The 15,590-nt window shown below is 64.5% G+C and carries 15 protein-coding genes; 2 read left to right on the forward strand and 13 right to left on the reverse strand.

Annotated features, from left to right (window positions below):
- Positions 1-83: 83 nt before the first annotated feature.
- The 10 genes from J5M73_RS11485 to J5M73_RS11530 form a co-directional block, all read right to left on the reverse strand.
- Positions 84-1,532: an efflux transporter outer membrane subunit gene (locus J5M73_RS11485; RefSeq protein ID WP_207815692.1), complete on the reverse strand. Its 1,449-nt coding sequence runs from the start codon at positions 1,530-1,532 to the stop codon at positions 84-86.
- Positions 1,529-2,419 carry an HlyD family secretion protein gene (locus J5M73_RS11490; RefSeq protein WP_207815694.1) on the reverse strand — a complete coding sequence of 297 codons (891 nt, stop codon included), beginning with the start codon at positions 2,417-2,419 and terminating at the stop codon, positions 1,529-1,531. Before J5M73_RS11490 ends, J5M73_RS11485 begins: the two co-directional genes overlap by 4 nt.
- On the reverse strand, positions 2,416-2,625 hold the full coding sequence (locus J5M73_RS11495; protein ID WP_011058538.1) for a DUF1656 domain-containing protein: 210 nt from the start codon (positions 2,623-2,625) through the stop codon (positions 2,416-2,418). Before J5M73_RS11495 ends, J5M73_RS11490 begins: the two co-directional genes overlap by 4 nt.
- A complete protein-coding gene (locus J5M73_RS11500) occupies positions 2,622-4,709 on the reverse strand; it encodes an FUSC family protein (RefSeq protein WP_207815695.1) in 2,088 nt (695 codons plus the stop codon). Before J5M73_RS11500 ends, J5M73_RS11495 begins: the two co-directional genes overlap by 4 nt.
- Entirely contained in the window at positions 4,706-5,134 is a 429-nt protein-coding gene (locus J5M73_RS11505; protein WP_102862560.1) for a MarR family transcriptional regulator, read from the reverse strand. Before J5M73_RS11505 ends, J5M73_RS11500 begins: the two co-directional genes overlap by 4 nt.
- Before the next feature lie 142 nt (positions 5,135-5,276).
- Positions 5,277-5,558, reverse strand: a complete 282-nt coding sequence (locus J5M73_RS11510; RefSeq protein ID WP_207815696.1) for a type II toxin-antitoxin system RelE/ParE family toxin — start codon at positions 5,556-5,558, stop codon at positions 5,277-5,279.
- A complete protein-coding gene (locus J5M73_RS11515; protein WP_060841856.1) occupies positions 5,548-5,793 on the reverse strand; it encodes a type II toxin-antitoxin system Phd/YefM family antitoxin in 246 nt (81 codons plus the stop codon). Before J5M73_RS11515 ends, J5M73_RS11510 begins: the two co-directional genes overlap by 11 nt.
- Before the next feature lie 64 nt (positions 5,794-5,857).
- Positions 5,858-6,103 carry a DUF2789 domain-containing protein gene (locus tag J5M73_RS11520; protein ID WP_102862558.1) on the reverse strand — a complete coding sequence of 82 codons (246 nt, stop codon included), beginning with the start codon at positions 6,101-6,103 and terminating at the stop codon, positions 5,858-5,860.
- Between the two features lie 14 nt (positions 6,104-6,117).
- Positions 6,118-6,579, reverse strand: a complete 462-nt coding sequence (locus tag J5M73_RS11525) for a YbaK/EbsC family protein (protein ID WP_102862557.1) — start codon at positions 6,577-6,579, stop codon at positions 6,118-6,120.
- A 116-nt stretch (positions 6,580-6,695) separates the two neighbouring features.
- Complete coding sequence (locus tag J5M73_RS11530) at positions 6,696-8,252, reverse strand: glycosyltransferase family 39 protein (protein ID WP_242553935.1); 1,557 nt, start codon at positions 8,250-8,252, stop codon at positions 6,696-6,698.
- A gap of 259 nt (positions 8,253-8,511) precedes the next feature.
- Here J5M73_RS11530 and J5M73_RS11535 point away from each other — a divergent pair, with 259 nt between their 5' ends.
- Positions 8,512-10,710 (forward strand): outer membrane assembly lipoprotein YfiO, encoded by a 2,199-nt coding sequence (locus J5M73_RS11535; protein WP_207815697.1) that lies wholly within the window; start codon positions 8,512-8,514, stop codon positions 10,708-10,710.
- Positions 10,680-11,429, forward strand: coding sequence for a DUF3142 domain-containing protein (locus tag J5M73_RS11540; RefSeq protein ID WP_115581329.1), 750 nt, complete (start codon positions 10,680-10,682; stop codon positions 11,427-11,429). Before J5M73_RS11535 ends, J5M73_RS11540 begins: the two co-directional genes overlap by 31 nt.
- A 94-nt stretch (positions 11,430-11,523) precedes the next feature.
- Here J5M73_RS11540 and J5M73_RS11545 read toward each other — a convergent pair whose 3' ends face one another.
- The 3 genes from J5M73_RS11545 to J5M73_RS11555 all read right to left on the reverse strand — a co-directional run bounded on the left by J5M73_RS11545 (position 11,524) and on the right by J5M73_RS11555 (position 15,546).
- The gene (locus tag J5M73_RS11545) at positions 11,524-13,989 is read right to left on the reverse strand and encodes a TonB-dependent siderophore receptor (RefSeq protein ID WP_102862553.1); all 2,466 of its coding nucleotides are present in this window, start codon (positions 13,987-13,989) and stop codon (positions 11,524-11,526) included.
- A gap of 97 nt (positions 13,990-14,086) precedes the next feature.
- On the reverse strand, positions 14,087-15,040 hold the full coding sequence (locus J5M73_RS11550) for a FecR family protein (RefSeq protein WP_102862552.1): 954 nt from the start codon (positions 15,038-15,040) through the stop codon (positions 14,087-14,089).
- Positions 15,037-15,546: a sigma-70 family RNA polymerase sigma factor gene (locus tag J5M73_RS11555; RefSeq protein ID WP_102862551.1), complete on the reverse strand. Its 510-nt coding sequence runs from the start codon at positions 15,544-15,546 to the stop codon at positions 15,037-15,039. The genes J5M73_RS11550 and J5M73_RS11555 overlap by 4 nt, the downstream gene beginning before the upstream one ends.
- Positions 15,547-15,590 lie beyond the last annotated feature (44 nt).

Consider the following 15,590-nt stretch of genomic DNA (forward strand, 5'->3'; position numbering starts at 1 on the left):
CCCATGACCATCACATGCTTTGATCGGCTGGAAAGTCCATTGCACGCGGGACTGTTCCAACTGATCAAAGCATAGCAACGGCCTCAGGGTTTCGCGGGTTGCGAGCCTTGCGTTCGTCCGCTTTCCCAACCGCCGCCCAGGGCCAGGAACAGATCGATCTGACTCATTGCCACCTGGGTGTTGGCCGCTGCCAATTGCGCGCGCATATCGGTGTAGGTGCGGGTGGCTTGCAGGTCGGCGAGGAAGGAAGCGCGCCCGGCCTGGAAGAAACGGTGAGTCTGGTCCGCCGCCAGTTGCGCCGACTGCTCGGCATCCGCCAGAGCATCGCGGCGTTGCAGCTGGGCGCTGTACTGGGCCAGGCCGGTCTGGGTTTCACGAATGGCGTTGAGCACGACTCCGTCGAAATGGGCCAGGGCGCCCTGGCTCGCCGCTTCGGCCTCATGAATGCGTTCACGGGCGCCGTTGGCCGGCACGCTCCAGCTGATCAGCGGGCCGAAGCCCCAGCGGTTGGTGGAGGGCTTGCCGAGGTTGTCGAGGATGCCCACGGTGCCGACCGTCGCGCCAATGCTGATGTCCGGGTACAGGGCCCCGGTGGCCACCCCGATGCGCGCGGTGGCGGCGGCCAGTTGACGCTCGGCCTGCCGTACATCGGGACGCCGCTTGAGCAGCGCCGCGCCATCGCCCACCGGCAACAGTTGGGCGATGTGCGGTAACTCGGCGCACGTGCCGGTGCCAGCGGGCAGTTGATCCAGCGGTTTGGCCAGCAGCATCGACAGGCGAAACAGCCCCGACTGGCGCGCGGCTTCATAGCGCGGCAACTCGGCGCGCAGGGATTTGAACTGGGTCTGGGAACGGGTGACCTGGGTTTCGTCGCCGCGCCCGGCATCGCGCAGGCGCTGGGTCAGTTCGGTGCTCTGGGCTTGCAGGCGCAGGGAGTGCTCGGCGATTTCCCGCTCCTCGTTGGCCGCGCAGACCTGGGTGTAGGCGCGCACCACATCCGCCACCAGGGTGATGCGGGCGGTGTCAGCCGCAGCCTGGGTCGCGTCGGCATTGGCCTGGGCCGCTTCGATGCCGCGTTGCAGGGTACCGAACAGGTCGAACTGGTAAGAGGTGCTGATGGACAGGTTGCCGACGTTGGCCACCGGCACTTTTTCCGGCAGCAGGAAGGCCTCGCCGGATTCCTGCAAACGTTCGACCCCGGCCTTGACCCCGCCGCTCCAGCCACCGGCTGCCTGGGCCTCATCCACCTGAGCCCGGGCCCGAGCCAGGTTGGCCGCGGCCACGCGCAAGTCGGTGTTGGAGGCCAGGGCCTGCTGCACCAACTGGTCCAGGCGCGGGTCCTGGTACAGGCGCCACCAGTCGGCGGGCACCGGCGCCGACACCACGTTGGCGCCCTGGGCGGCCAATTGGCCCTGCAGGTCCTGGCGTTGCAGCGCCGCGTCCTTGGGCAGACGGTAATCCGGCCCGACCATCTGACAGGCCGTGAGCAGCAGGCCGAGTCCGGCCAGGGCCAAACGTGCGCCGCTGTTCATTGGCCGGGCTCCCGCTTGGCCTGGTCGTCGAGGATCGACACCGTGGCGGTGCGCCCGGCGATCATGCGGAAGTCCGCCGGCACGTCATCAAAGGCGATCCGCACCGGAATCCGTTGCGCCAGGCGCACCCAGCTGAAGGCCGGGTTGACGTTGGGCAACAGGTTGGAACCGCTGCTGCGGTCACGGTCCTCGATCCCGGCGACGATACTTTCCACATGCCCGCGCAGCCGCGCGCGATCGCCGATCACACGGATGTCCACCGCCTGACCAACATGAATGCCATCGAGCTTGGTTTCTTCGAAGTAACCATCGATATGAAAGGAATTGCTGTCCACCACCGACAGCACCGGCCGGCCAGCGGTAACGAACTCCTGGGTCCGTGGCGCGCGGTCATTGACGTAGCCCTCCACCGGGCTGCGCACCACCGAGCGGTCGAGGTTGAGCTGGGCGCTGTCCACCGCCACCTGGGCCTCGGCCAGGGCCGACTGGGCACGGGCCTCGCGGGACTGGCTCTCTTCCAGTTGCTCGCGCGGCACCAGGTTGCCCAGGCCACGGTTGCGCCTGGCCTCGCGCTGGGCCTGGGCCAGGGTTTCCTGGCGGTCGGCCAGGGCCGCCTTGGCTTGGCGCAGGGCCAGCTTGAAGCGGTCCTGGTCGATGCTGAACAGCACCTGGCCGCGCTTGACCAGCTGGTTGTCGCGCACCTCCACCTGCTGGATCAACCCGGACACGTCCGGGGCGATCTGCACGATATCGGCGCGGATGTGCCCGTCCCGGGTCCAGGGCGCGAACATGTAGTACATCACCATGCGCCAGACCACCACGACCGCGAAGGTCACCACCAGTAACGTCAGGACCACACGGCCAACGGTCAATAAAGGTTTTTTCATGTCATCAGGTATCGACTCAGAGAGTCCACCGCGCCCAACAGCAGCGCGTAGAGACCCACGTTGAACAGCGCCCGGTGCCAGACCAGACGATAAAAGTGCAAGCGCGTCAGCACCCCGTGCACCAACAGGTACAAGCCATAGGTGATGCCCATCAGCACCAGCAGCGTGGGCAGGAACACCCCGCTGATATCCAGATCACCGATCACAAGGGCGCTCCATCAATGCCATGGGGAAGGGGTTGTTCAAGCTCGCCGGTGGCGACGAATTCCACCCCCGGCAGCAGCGCCAGGCGCAGGCCACTGAGGGCGTGCAGCAGGTGCAGGCGGGTTTCGTCGTCGCCTTGCAGGCCCTGGCTGTTGAGCGCTCGCCGAGTGCGATCCAGGGTCATCAGCAAGGCACTGGGTGCGGGCACGCGCTCACCGGCCTTGAGGCAGGCCTTGAAGTATTCGCCGACCTCCGCCACCACCCGGCGCAGCAGGGTCTGGGCCTGTCCTTGCACCCGTGGCGCGTAGGCCTGCAGGTCCAGGACATTGAGCGCCACGCGCAACTCCCGCAGGGCGGCGCCGGTGTCCTGGCCGGTCATGGCCAGGCGCGGCAGGTGCTGCATCAGCCGGTCGAGCATCTGCGCGCCCATGTGCCGGTGCTCGGCCAGGGTTGCCGGCTCGGAGAGGCTGACGATGTCGCGCCAGCTGAAGCGGGTCAGGCGCTTGGCCGCCAGCTCCGAGCCGAACGGCCGGGCGATGAGGGTCCAGACAAAGGCAAACAGCAGGCCCATGGGCCCGGCCAGGTTGGCGTTGGCAAAACTCAGGAAGTCCGCGTCGTAGGCGCCCTGGATGCTGATGAAGGACGAGGTGTTGACGATGGTCAGGAGCATGCCCAGGTAGAACCGCGGTTGTACCGTCAGGGTGCCGACGCAGATAAAGGGCGCGGCAAAGGCCAGCACCAGCATGGGGAAGTCATGCAGGTTGGGCAGGATCAGGAACAGGTAGAGGCTGGCGAACAGCACCGACATCGCGGTCCAGAAGAAGAACCGGTAGATCTGCGGCGCCGGGTCGTCCATGGAGGCGAAGAAGCTGCAGGCCACCGCCGCGAGGATCACCGCGCTGCCGCCGTCGGTCCAGCCCAGGAGTATCCACAGCACCGAGGCGACGATGATTGCGAGCACCGTAGAGCCCGCCGAATACAGCATCAGCCCGCGGTCGAGAAAGGGCGTCAGCCGGCCCAGGCGCCAATGCCGGTAGACCGCGCGCCAGGTGTCCTGGCTTTCGCACTGGATGGCGTGCTGCAGGCTGCGGCAGTCCTGCCACAAGTCGATCCACTCGCCGAGGCGGTACAGGGCATTGGAGAACAGCAATTGGCGTCGGTCATCCAAGGCTTCGGCGCTCGGCTGCAGGGCTTCGAGCTCACTGCGCAGGGCTTGCCAGTGTTGCACCGAGGCATCAAGGGCGGTGCCTTGCAGCCACGCTTGGGCCTTGGCCAGCAAGGGGGCAAATTGCGCCACCCGTTCCGGGGCGCGTCGTTCCAGGGCGTACAGGGCGTCATCCAAGGCATCCACCACCGGCAGCAGGTGGATCATCCGTCCGCGCAGTTCCTTGGTGTTGCGCACCGTCTGCGGCCGGGCGCCTTCGTGGGGCAACTGGCCGATCATCAACTCCAGGCTGTTGAAGGTGCCCACCATCGATGCACGCAGGGCGCTGATTTCTTCAGGCTGGACGTTGCGGGCCAGGAAGCGCTGGCTGTAGCGCGCGGCATCGGCGAACCACTGGCTGGTGGAATCGACGAACACCGGGGCCAGCCGCCGGGGCCAGAACAGGCTGCCGATGACCGCAGCGCAAATGATGCCGAGGAAGATTTCCTCGGTTCGTGCCTCGGCCACATCCCACACTGCCAGGGGGTTGTCCACCACCGGCAGGGCAATCAACGGCAAGGTGTAGCCGGCCAGCATCAGGGCGTAGTTGTTGGCAGTGCGCAAGTGCATGGACAGGAACAGCAAGATCCCGGTCCACAGGGCGATGATCAGCACCAGCACATAGGGACTCTGCACGAACATCGGCACCAGCAGCACCGCCGCCGCCGCACCAAGAAAGGTGCCGACCGCCCGATACAGCGCCTTGGAACTGGTGGGGCCGACAAAGGGGCTGGAGACGATGTACACCGTGGCCATGGCCCAATAGGGACGCGGCATCTGCATCAGCATGGCGATGTACAGGGCGATCATCGAGGCGGCGAAGGTGCGTACACCGTAGAACCAGTCCCGCGCGGGGGGCATTCCGGTGAAAAAGCCTTTCAAGATGGCAGCGCCGGTACATGGCTGGCGGACTCGAAGGCGCGAATCACCCGCAGTGCCGCTTCCAGGTCGCTGCTACTGATGCCTTCGAGGACTTCATGGCGCAGGCGCACCAACTCGCTCTCCACGGCGTGCACCAGCTCGCGGCCGCTGTCGGTCAGGCTCAGGCATTTGGCCCGGCGATCGTTGGGGTCTTCACTGCGGCACACGTAGCCGGCGCTGCACAGTTGATCCAGCAAACGCACCAGGGATGGGCTTTCCATCCCCGCGGCCTGGGCCACCGTGACCTGACGCACGCCCTCGCCCAGGCGCCCGATCATCAACAGGGGCACCGCACAGGCTTCGGAGATGCCAAAGTTGACCAGGGTGGTCTGGCAGATACGCCGCCAATGCCGGGACGCGACCACCATGCCACTGCTGATGTTCATGTGGAGTGATTCAAGGGAATGAGGCACAAGACTGTTCGCACACTGTTAGTTTGCTAACTATCAATATGGCATCGCCGAATAAATTCAGTCAAGTTTTGTAACAATTACCTGATGATGGAGAAACACCGCTTGCCAGCAAACCTCAGCGTTTCCTGGCCTGCTCGTACACAGCGCCACGCTCGCGCTTGCCTACCGCAACCACGCAAACCACGACGCGTTCTTCGATCACTTGATATACCAACCGGTAGCCCGAAGCCTTGAGTTTGATTTTGTAGCAATCGGCAAGCCCGTGCAGGGCATCAGCGGAGATTCGCGGCACCTCAAGCCGTTCGGCGAGCTTTTTCTTGAATTGCTCTCGAAGCGTATGCCCCAACTTGCTCCATTCCTTGTGTGCCGAAGGCAGAAACTCAAGCCTATAAGTCATCCAGACTGACCGGAACGGGCGTCTCATGGCTGCGCGCGCGAACGATTTCGGCCAACTCCAGATCATCCAGGCGTTCCATCAACGCTTCGAAAACCTCGGCCGGAACCATGTAGCCCATGACACGGTTGTGATTCAACACCGCCACTGGCCCGCCCTGGGCACCACTCAAGACGGCAGAAGGGTTTTTCTTCAACTCAGATACGCTGACGGCTTTGTCAGCCAGAATACTTTGCATAATCATGACCTCAATTCAGGTCGTGATTCTGGTCTAAATAGTCCACATCAACAACTGCAGCTCATCAGCCCCCTCGCCCCTTCCTCAACAACACATCCAACTGATCCACCACCTCCGCCCAATCGGCATCGTCGAGCAGCTCCGTGCGCAGGAAATCCGCCTGGCTCTTGCTCCAGAAGAACGCGTCCGCCAGGTGCAACTCCGGTTTCAGCGGGGAATGGGTAGCGATGAATCGATCAATGCTCACCGGGTCATCGGCCAGCCCCAGTTGCTTGAACAGCGCCGGCAGATTGTGGGTCGGTGATTCCATGGTCTGACTCCTGATCAGTGAGACACTTCGCAAACCTGGGCGTGGGGCACCATTTTCAGGTACTGGGCCATGCTCATGTGCACCAGGTTGTGGTGATTGCCGGCCTCCAGATAGATGTCTTTCTGCCGGGTCAGGCAGGGGTCGATGACGACATCCAGGCCGTAGGATTCGCCAAGAGCCGGCACCGCACCGCGCTCGCAGTCGTTGAACAGATGGGCCAGGGTGCTTTCCCGGGTGATCTGCCATTCACCGCTGCCGCGGACCTTGCTCAAATCCAGATGCCGGCTGGCGGGCAATACCGCCATCAGGTAGTGACCGTGGTGATCGTCGAGAATCACCGACTTGGCCAGCCGCTGCGCGGGAACCCCCGCCACGCGTGCGGTCTCCAGGCTGCTGGCCGAGTGAGGGTGAGTTATCAGGTCAAATTCGCAATGCGCCAGCTCCAGGCTGCGTTGCACGGTTCTTGCCATACGCATGATGCACCTCGGTGCCCCGAAACTGGTTCGAGGCGGCAGGTTGACGTTCCCTCAAATGAGTCTAGGTCGGGCCAGGGTTGCCGCACCGCGCAACTTCCGAACGGCATTCAACGCACTCAGCGCGAGCTGCAACGCGCTGCCACAGAGGCGCACATGACAAACAGTCGGGCCCGGGTGCTGCCTGCAGCGAACTCGCTGACTGTGTGCCAGCCGGCCGGCAAGGGCGTGAACTCCTCGGACGGATCGTCGGTACCCACCAGCCAGACCCGGCCGCTGCCCACTGGCAACGAGCCCAGTTGATCCAGGTAGACCTCATCCGGCTGGTCGATCAGGGTGCCGAAACCATAGGCGTTCGGCCTGCCGGAGGCGCCCCCCGACAACGGCGGCGTATACAGCAACGGCTGAGCATCGGTGCGGTTGTAGTAGACGTAGCTCAAGTACCAGAGCATGTCGCTGATGACGATGCGGTCGCCCGGGGCGTAGTGGGTGTTGACGTAATCCACCATCACGCTGATCTGGTCGTTGACGTCGACATCGGTGTTGTTTCGCAGCCCCTGGGCTTCGATCCCCACGAAGACCAGCAACAGGGCCAGGGCCAGCAGTCGCGCGGTGCGCAGCCAGCGGTCGATGACCATTGCCACGATCAACGGCAGGCCCAGGGCATAGGCCGTCAGGTAGCGTTCGATGAACACCGGGGAAATGAACGACACCGCAAACACCAGCAACAGCGGCACCAGGGTAAAACTCGTCAGCAGCCCGCCCAGCCGGGTCCGCGAGTCGTCACGCCACACGGGCACCAGACAGACCAGCAACACCAGTAGCGGCAACCCCACGAACAGCGGCCAGGGCAGGCTATCGCCTTCGTCCTGGAGCAACAGCTGCCAGACCATGGCCGGCAGGGACGACCAGGTCACCGCAGGTTCCCAGCCCACATCGCCGCCGGCCTTCAACTCGTCCAGGTGCCGCAGCAGCTCCAGCAGCTCGGGAACCCAGGGCAGGTACAACAGCACCACCAGGGTATTGGCCAGCCACCAGACCGGCCGCCCAAGCAACCGCCGACCGTCCTCGCCCCGGGCGCCCGATAGCCCCAGGTACAGCCAATGGGCCAGAACACAGAGCACCGTGAAGTAATGGGTGTAGAACGCCAGCGCCAACAACAGGCTGTAGACCAGCAGGTAGCGCCGGCGCCGAGGCTGGCGTACCCAGTACGCCAGGGCCAGGGTCGCCCCCAGCAGCAACATGCCCAACAGGGCATACATGCGCACTTCCTGGCTGTAGCGCACGGCGGTGGGCAGCAACGCCAGGAGCACCCCGGCGAGAATCGCCGCTCGTCGGCCTGCCAGCAGCGCCACCAGCCAGACACCCAACCCCACCGTGACAATCCCCGGCACGGCGCTGAACATTCGCACCGACAAAATGCCGTCGCCAAACAGTGCGATCCAGCCATGCAGCAGCATGAAGTACAGCGGCGGGTGGACATCGCGAGCGGCATGCCGCCAGATCTCCATCAGGGAATACTGGCTGAGCAACAGACTGGAACCCTCGTCGCCCCAGATGGCGGCCGCCGTCAGGTCATAGAAGCGGATGCCGGCGGCCAGCAGAAAGATCGGCAGCAACCCGTATTCCAGCACCCGCCGGGCCAGCCGCTGCAGCCCAGCGCCCTGCTGCATCATCGCCTGCGGCGACAAACGCCCGACCAGATCCGGCGCTTTGCGAAATTCCATTCCCAGCTCCCCTCACCCGCATGACGTGGCTGCAATGACCGGCACAGCATCTTCTTTTGCCTGGAAAACCGCAAAGCCCAGACAGGCCCGACAGCCGTTGCAAAACATCGGAATCTTCGCTGGCTGCATAGGTGTGCCTCCAGGCCTTCTGTATGATTCGCCCATCTTCAAGGTGCTCCCTCGCGGCTTTGCGAATTAAGGACAATTCATGCGTATCGGTCTTCTTCCATCATTGACCCTGGCCCTGGGCACCTTGTTTGCCGCCCTGGCCCAGGCCAGCTCGGACGACATCTGCTCACCGAGCTGGAAGCTCTACTCCAACCAGCTGGACGCCTGCAGCAACCTGCCCTTTCTCAGCCCGGGCAACGACAGCCGGGTCAACCTGCGGCTGCTGCTGGCCGACCAGGGCAGTCTGCCTCTGACTCCCAGGGCCTTGACCCAGGATGACCTGGGCATGGGCTACGGTCCCGTGCCCTTCATGCACTATCGCCTGCACCCGGCGCAGCCCGAACTCGACCCCGACACGGGCAACCCACCCAAGCCCGGCCCCGCGCCCGCCACCAAGCAGCTCGACAGCCTGCTGGAGACCGTGGGCCTGCGTCGCGACAGCAAGGAAACCGCCGGTGACGGCTTTCTCTCCGGAGAAGGCAGCCGCTGCCGCAGCAACTCGGACGCCAGCGCCCTGGCCTTTGTCGAGCAGCTCAACCAGGCGCCACTGAGCCCGGAAGAACGCCAGGCCCTGGCCGAAGCCCGGGTGCAACTGCTGGCCAGCTGCAGCTGGAACGCCAGCGAAATGAGCAAGCTGCTGCCAGGCAACCTGAACTCGGCGGCGGCCAAGGCGTTCGCCAGCTACCTGCAGGCCGCCGCCGACTTCTACAGCGGCCGCTTCAGCGAAGCCGGCAACGGTTTTGCCGCGCTCAAGGACAATCCCCAGCCCTGGCTGGCCGAAACCGCGGCCTACATGAGCCCGCGCACCACCCTCAACCTGGCCCAGCAGAACGCCTTCGATGAATGGAGCATGGTCAATCTGGAGCATGTGGACAAAGCCGTCCTGCAACAGGCCGGCGCCGGTTTCGAGGCCTACCTGAAGGCTTATCCACAGGGCCGTTACGCCGTGTCCGCCAAAGGCCTGATCCGGCGTGTGCACTGGCTGACGGGCGACACCCCGGCCCTGGCCGACGACTACGCCCGGCAACTGACCCAGGCGCCGGGCACCCCGCGCAACATGCGTCTGGACGACCTGGTGGAAGAAGTCGACTACAAACTGCTGAGCCTGCCCGAAGACAACTTCAAGGCCCCGCTGCTGCTGGCGGTCAAGGACCTGATGCACATGCGCGGCGCCACGCCGGCGGCATTGACCCGCGACACCCTGCAACAGCAAAAAGCCCTGTTCGAAGGGCAACCGGCACTGTTCGATTATCTGCAGGCCGCCTTCAGCCTGTATGTCGAGCAGCAACCGGCCACGGCGCTCAAGCAACTGCCCAACCAGTTGCCAGCGCACCTGGACTACCTGAGCTTCAGCCAGCAGACCCTGCGTGGCCTGGCAATGCAGGCCCAACAGGACTGGAAAGGCGCCGAGGCGCTGTGGCTGCAATTGCTGCCCCTGGCCCAGCAACCGCTGCAACGCGAACAGCTGGAACTGGCCCTGGCCTACACCTACGAGCGCAGCGGCCAACTGGACAAGGTGTTCGCCGCCGACTCGCCGATCAAGACCGCCCAGGTGCGCGCCATTCTCCTGCGCCAGGTGGCCTCGCCCAAATTGCTGCGCCAACAGGCGCAGAAGGCCGACTCGGCAGAAGAGCGCAACGCCGCGCGCTTTATCCTGCTGTACAAGGACCTGACCCGCGGCCAGTACGCGGCCTTCGGCCAGGACTACGAGCAACTGCCGCCCACCCTGCCCGACGCCAGTCTTCCCGCCAGCCTGGGCTACATCTACCTCAGTACCACGCCATTGCAGGATTTCCACTGGAATGGCGCACAGCCCGAAGCGCAAACCCCCGACTACCGGTGCCCGAGCCTGGTGGAGACTGCCGCGCTCCTTGAGCGTGACCCGAAAGCGCCGGCCGGGCTGCTCTGCCTCGGGGAGTTCATGCGCCTGAACAACTTCGACCAGATGCCCCTGGACACGCCACCCAACGCCCAGTCCCTGGGCGGCACCCAGGGCACCTTCCCCGGCAAGCCGTTCTCGCGACTCGACGGCTATCAAGTGGTGATCAACAACCCCAAGGCCAGCCGTGACGAACGCGCCTACGCCCTGTACCGGGCCATCTACTGCTACGCCTCCTCCGGCAACAACCGTTGTGGCGGCGCCGGCGTCGAGCCGGCCGTGCGCAAGGCCTGGTTCCGCCAGCTCAAGGGCAAGTTGGGGGACACCCAATGGGGCCAGTCGCTGCGTTACTACTGGTGAATCCAAAACGCCTGGCCGGCTGCCTGCTGTCACTGTGCCTGTACTGGGCAGCACCGGCAGGCGCCACCGTAGACGCGGCGCAATACGACGCCTTCTGGCTGTGGAGTGGAGTCAAGACCCAGCCCGTGCTGGCCCAGGCCAAGAGCCTATACATCCTCCAGGGGCAGATCAGTCGCTCGCGGCGCCATCCCGGACGCGGTGTCGAGCTCATCGCCCAGGGCCTGCCGGTGTCGCAGTTGCCCCAGGAACAGGTCTGGGTGGTCTATCGCGCCCATACCCTGGCCTGGCCGGAGTCGCTGTATCGCCAGTTGCTTGGCCAGGTGCAGCGCTGGCAAGCCACGGGCACGCCGGTGATGGGCATCCAGATCGATTTCGACAGCAGCACCCGCGACCTCGAAGGCTACGCGAGTTTCCTGCGCGACCTGCGCCAGCGCCTGCCGGCGCACTACCGCCTGAGCATCACCGGCCTGATGGACTGGGGCAGCAACGCCGATCCGCAAGCCATCGGCCAGCTCAAGGGCGTCGTGGATGAAGTGGTGGTGCAGACCTACCAGGGCCGCCGCAGCATCCCCAACTACGCCAGCTACCTGCCGCGCCTGGACCGCATGGGCCTGCCCTACAAGGTCGGCCTGATCCAGGGCGGTGACTGGCAGGAGCCCCAGGCGCTGCGCGATAGCCCCTGGTTCAGGGGCTATGTGGTGTTTTTGCAGAATCCTTGAGAGCAAGGCGGTCTGGCGGACACCTTTGCTGGCAAGCCTGCGCCGGCAAAAACCAAAAGCGCACAACGCTCCAGCGCATCAGCCTGATGGACCCTTACCAGTCATAGGTCAAACTCGAGACCATGGTCCGCCCCTCACCGTAGTAGCAGTCCCAGATGCTGGTGCAGTTGGCGACGTAGGTCTTGTCGGTGAGGTTCTTCACGTTCAGCGCCAGCTTCACGCCCTTCCATTGCAGCGGTGATTTTTCCAGGTCGTAGCTCAGGCTGGCGTCGTACACGGTGTAGGACGGGATCTGGAAGGCGCCGTCGTAATCGGTGCCATAGCTGCCCTTGACGTAGCGGGTGCCGACGCCTGCGCCCAGGCCCGCCAGCGGCGTGTCGCCAAGGATCGTGTAGTTGAGCCACAGCGAGGCGGTCAGCGGCGGCATGCCGGCCGGGTGACGCCCTTCGCGCCCGTCGTTGTCCTTGGTGTACTTGATGTCGTTGCGTGACGCCGAGGCAATCACGTCCAGCGATTCGCTGAGGCTGGCCTTGGCTTCCAGCTCGATGCCACGGGAACGCACCGCGCCACTCTGGATGCTGAACCCGGGGTTGGCCAGGTCGGAGGTCAGGATGTTCTCCTGATCCAGCTGGTAGGCCGACACCTGGACGAAACTCTCCTGGCCCGGCGGCTGGTATTTCATCCCCACTTCGTACTGCTTGCCGCTGGACGGCTTGAAAGCGCTGCCCCCGACGCTGGTGCCACTCAAGGGCAGGAAGGATTCCGAATAACTGACAAAGGGCGACAGGCCATTGTCGAACAGGTACACCAGCCCGCCGCGACCGGTGAAGGACTGGCTCTTGGCGTTGGTATGACCACCGTTGAGCGGCGTCTTGTTATCGGTTTCCGCCCAGTCGTTGCGACCGCCCAGCACCAGCACCCACTGCTCGTACTTGATCTGGTCCTGCACATACAGGCCGGTCTGGATGATGGTGTTGTCCCACTGGTAAGGATTGCCGAAATTCAGCGACTGGCCGTAAGTGGGGGTGAACATGTCGAGGATCGGCGGGTTGAAGTCGTACTTGCCGTCGAATTTTGAATTGAAGTGGTAGTAGTCCAGCCCCACCAGCAGGGTATGGCTGAAGGGCCCGGTGTCGAACTCGGCCTGGGCGATGCTATCCACGCCATAGACCTTGTTGTGCTGCTTCCAGTCCACCCCGTAGCGGGTCATGTAGCGCTGGTCGTTGAGGCCGGTCTTGGGATTGCTGACGAACTTGTAGCCGTGCAGCGGCGCGCGGTAGCGGTCATCGACGTCGGCGTAGCGGGCGTTCTGCTTCAGGGTCCAGACATCGTTCAGGCGATGGGAGAACTCGTAGCCGAGGACGAACTGGTCGCGGTCGTAGGCATTGACCCCGGGCTCGCCGAGGAACAGGTCGCGGTCGATCTTGCCATTGGGGTTGGCGAACACCGTGCCCACGCTGGGCAGGCCCTGGGCCTCGGGTACGTCATTGTCTTTCTGATACTGGGCGAACAGCGTCAGCTGGGTGTCGTCATCGGGCCGCCAAGTCAGGCTCGGGGCGATGAACTGGCGCTGACGCTGAACGTAATCGACGGCGTCCTGGCTGTCGCTGGCCAGCCCGGTCAGACGATAGAGGAACTGCCCCTGCTCATCCAGCGGGCCGCCCAGGTCCAGGGCGACGCTCTTGTGGTCATAGCTGCCGGCTTCCAGTACCAACTGATGCAAGGGGGTTTCGGTGGGCCGCTTGCTGACCATGTTGACGATGCCGCCCGGCTGGTTTTGCCCGTAGAGCACCGAAGCCGGGCCCTTGAGCACTTCGATGCGCTCCAGGGCATAGGGCTCGATCTGCAGGGCACCGCCGGTACTGCCGCCGCCGTAGGGCAAGTGCAGGCCATCGAGGTACATCGGCGTCGGGGAAAAACCGCGGGAGGTGGGTTCGTCGAAAATCTTCACCCGGTCGGAAAAACCACCGCCGGTCATGCCCGGGGTGTAGAGCAGCGCTTCGGTCACGCTTTGGGCGCCGCGGGCCTTGATTTCCTTGGCGCCGATCACGTTGATGGTCTGCGGAATCTCCACCAGCGCCGAGTCGGTCTTGCTCCCGGTGGCGCTGCGTTTGGCGACGATCCCCGGCACCGCGCCCCAGGCGTACTCGGTCATCTGCGTGGCGCCGATCCGAGTCGGCGCCAGTTGCAGCGCGCCGTTCTCGGCCAAAGGTTGCAGGCCCCAACTAGCCCCGGTCTGCACCGCCTGCAAACCACTGCCAGCGAGCAACGTCTGCAGGCCCTGTGCGACCTCGTAGCGCCCATGCAGGCCGGCACTGTGCTTGCCGGCCGTCATGCTCGCATCCACCGACAGGAGAATCCCCGCGGCACTGGCAAAACGATTCAGGACCTGATCGAGATTGCCGGCGGCAATCTGGTAGTCCCGCGCCTGGCTCTGGCTGCCGCTGTCGGCCTGGGCCAGGCCCGGCAACACCGGGGCCATGGCCAGCAGCGCGACAAAGGCGCGGCGGCGGGCAGCGGTGCCCAGGGTCAAAATGGATGCTGTGGTCTGGTAAGGCATTCCTGAACTCCCCATGAGAATGCGTCTTGATCGGCTTTCATGGGGTATCCCGGACAGCTCGGCAGAATCGACAATCGCGCAGAAGAATTATTTGCAATCAGTCCCGCGGCTTGAGGGTCACCCAGTAGCGGGTCACCGCGTGCGCCCGCACCGGCAGCGAACGTTCCAGGGCCGCGAGTACCGCATCGCTGTCCGCCAGGGGGAAGACCCCGGTGAGCAACAGGCCGGCCACCTGCTCGTCACAACGCAACAGCCCCGGGCGATAACGCGCCAGCTCGGTGACGAACTGCCCCAGGGGCTGGCGTTCGGCAATCAGCCGGCCCTGGCTCCAGCTGCTGGCATTGACCTCGGCCACTTGCCGCGCCGAAACCCGCCCGGCGCTGAACCACAGGCGCTCGCCGGCATTGAGTTGCAGGGCCGGGGCATGCCGGGGACTGACCCGCAGCGCACCTTCGTAGAGATCGACCCGGGTGCCGCCCTCCAGCTCGCGCACGGCAAAGCGCGTGCCCAGGGCCTGGATGTCTCCGGCGGCGGTTTCGACGATCAGCGGCCGCGAAGCATCATGCCCGCTGGTGAGCAGGAGCTCGCCCTGGATCAGACGGATGCGCCGCTCACTGGCACTGAACAGCAGGTCGACGGCGCTGGCGCTGTTGAGGTCCAGGCGACTGCCGTCGCTCAGGGTCAGGTGGCGAATTTCTCCGGTGGCCGTACGCTGCCCGGCAAAGGCCGCCCGCCAAGGCTGGCTGTCCTGGACCAGGTAACCGCTGCCCCCGGCCACCAACAGCAAGCCCAACAGTTTCAGCGCCGCACGTCGTTGCGGGTCCGGGGCCTGCGCCAGCAGCACATGGGCACTGTGCTCCGGCACTCCGCCCAGGGTTTGTTGCAGTTGCTGCAAGCGCTGCCAGGCCCGCTGGTGTTCGGAGTCAGCCTGTTGCCAGGCCACGAACGCCTCGCGTTGCTGCGCATCGAGCTCCCCGCCCCAATGCAGCATCAGCCACTCACTGGCCTGCTCGACGATGGCGGGAGCAATGGGTGCCTGATGCGCCTTCATTCTTCGTAAAGCACCTGATAGCAAGCCTGGATCGCACGGATCATGTACTTCTGCACCGAACTGACAGAAACCTCCAGGCGCTCGGCAATCTGGGCATAACCCAGCCCTTCGAACTGCGACATGACAAAGGCCTGGCGCACCTTGTCCGGCATGCGATCGAGCATGGCGTCGATCTGCATCAGGGTTTCGAGGATCAGTGCGCGGCTTTCCAGGGAGGGCGTCTGGGGTTCCGGCAGGTGGGCGATGCTTTCCAGGTAGGCGCGCTCGATGCGCAACCGGCGCCACTGGTCGATCACCAGATTGCGCGCGATCTGCGCCAGGTAACTGCGGCTTTCCTGCTGCCCGGGAAAGCGCCCCGACAGCAACAGGCGCAGGAAAGTGTCCTGCGCCACGTCCGCCGCATGCTCGCGATCGCCCAGGCGCTTGCGCAACCAGCTCTGCAGCCAACCGTGATGATCTCGATACAGACGATGGAGCTGGGCGTTACCGTCAGTGGTTGCTTCCATGAATGAAACTGCACACATGATTGAGAGCAATTATCATTACACTT

The organism is Pseudomonas sp. 50_B, from assembly GCF_017491625.1.
Lineage (GTDB): Bacteria > Pseudomonadota > Gammaproteobacteria > Pseudomonadales > Pseudomonadaceae > Aquipseudomonas > Aquipseudomonas danubii.

Excerpts from the sequence above, each read along its gene's own strand:
- J5M73_RS11530 (WP_242553935.1), bottom strand. The coding sequence starts at position 8,252 with ATGATGCAGCAGGGCGCTGGGCTGCAGCGGCTGGCCCGGCGGGTGCTG.
- J5M73_RS11490 (WP_207815694.1), bottom strand. The coding sequence starts at position 2,419 with ATGAAAAAACCTTTATTGACCGTTGGCCGTGTGGTCCTGACGTTACTG.
- J5M73_RS11515 (WP_060841856.1), bottom strand. The coding sequence starts at position 5,793 with ATGCAAAGTATTCTGGCTGACAAAGCCGTCAGCGTATCTGAGTTGAAG.
- J5M73_RS11485 (WP_207815692.1), bottom strand. The coding sequence starts at position 1,532 with ATGAACAGCGGCGCACGTTTGGCCCTGGCCGGACTCGGCCTGCTGCTC.
- J5M73_RS11540 (WP_115581329.1), top strand. The coding sequence starts at position 10,680 with ATGGGGCCAGTCGCTGCGTTACTACTGGTGAATCCAAAACGCCTGGCC.
- J5M73_RS11520 (WP_102862558.1), bottom strand. The coding sequence starts at position 6,103 with ATGGAATCACCGACCCACAATCTGCCGGCGCTGTTCAAGCAACTGGGG.
- J5M73_RS11550 (WP_102862552.1), bottom strand. The coding sequence starts at position 15,040 with ATGAAGGCGCATCAGGCACCCATTGCTCCCGCCATCGTCGAGCAGGCC.
- J5M73_RS11510 (WP_207815696.1), bottom strand. The coding sequence starts at position 5,558 with ATGACTTATAGGCTTGAGTTTCTGCCTTCGGCACACAAGGAATGGAGC.
- J5M73_RS11555 (WP_102862551.1), bottom strand. The coding sequence starts at position 15,546 with ATGGAAGCAACCACTGACGGTAACGCCCAGCTCCATCGTCTGTATCGA.
- J5M73_RS11505 (WP_102862560.1), bottom strand. The coding sequence starts at position 5,134 with ATGAACATCAGCAGTGGCATGGTGGTCGCGTCCCGGCATTGGCGGCGT.
- J5M73_RS11535 (WP_207815697.1), top strand. The coding sequence starts at position 8,512 with ATGCGTATCGGTCTTCTTCCATCATTGACCCTGGCCCTGGGCACCTTG.
- J5M73_RS11545 (WP_102862553.1), bottom strand. The coding sequence starts at position 13,989 with ATGCCTTACCAGACCACAGCATCCATTTTGACCCTGGGCACCGCTGCC.
- J5M73_RS11525 (WP_102862557.1), bottom strand. The coding sequence starts at position 6,579 with ATGCGTATGGCAAGAACCGTGCAACGCAGCCTGGAGCTGGCGCATTGC.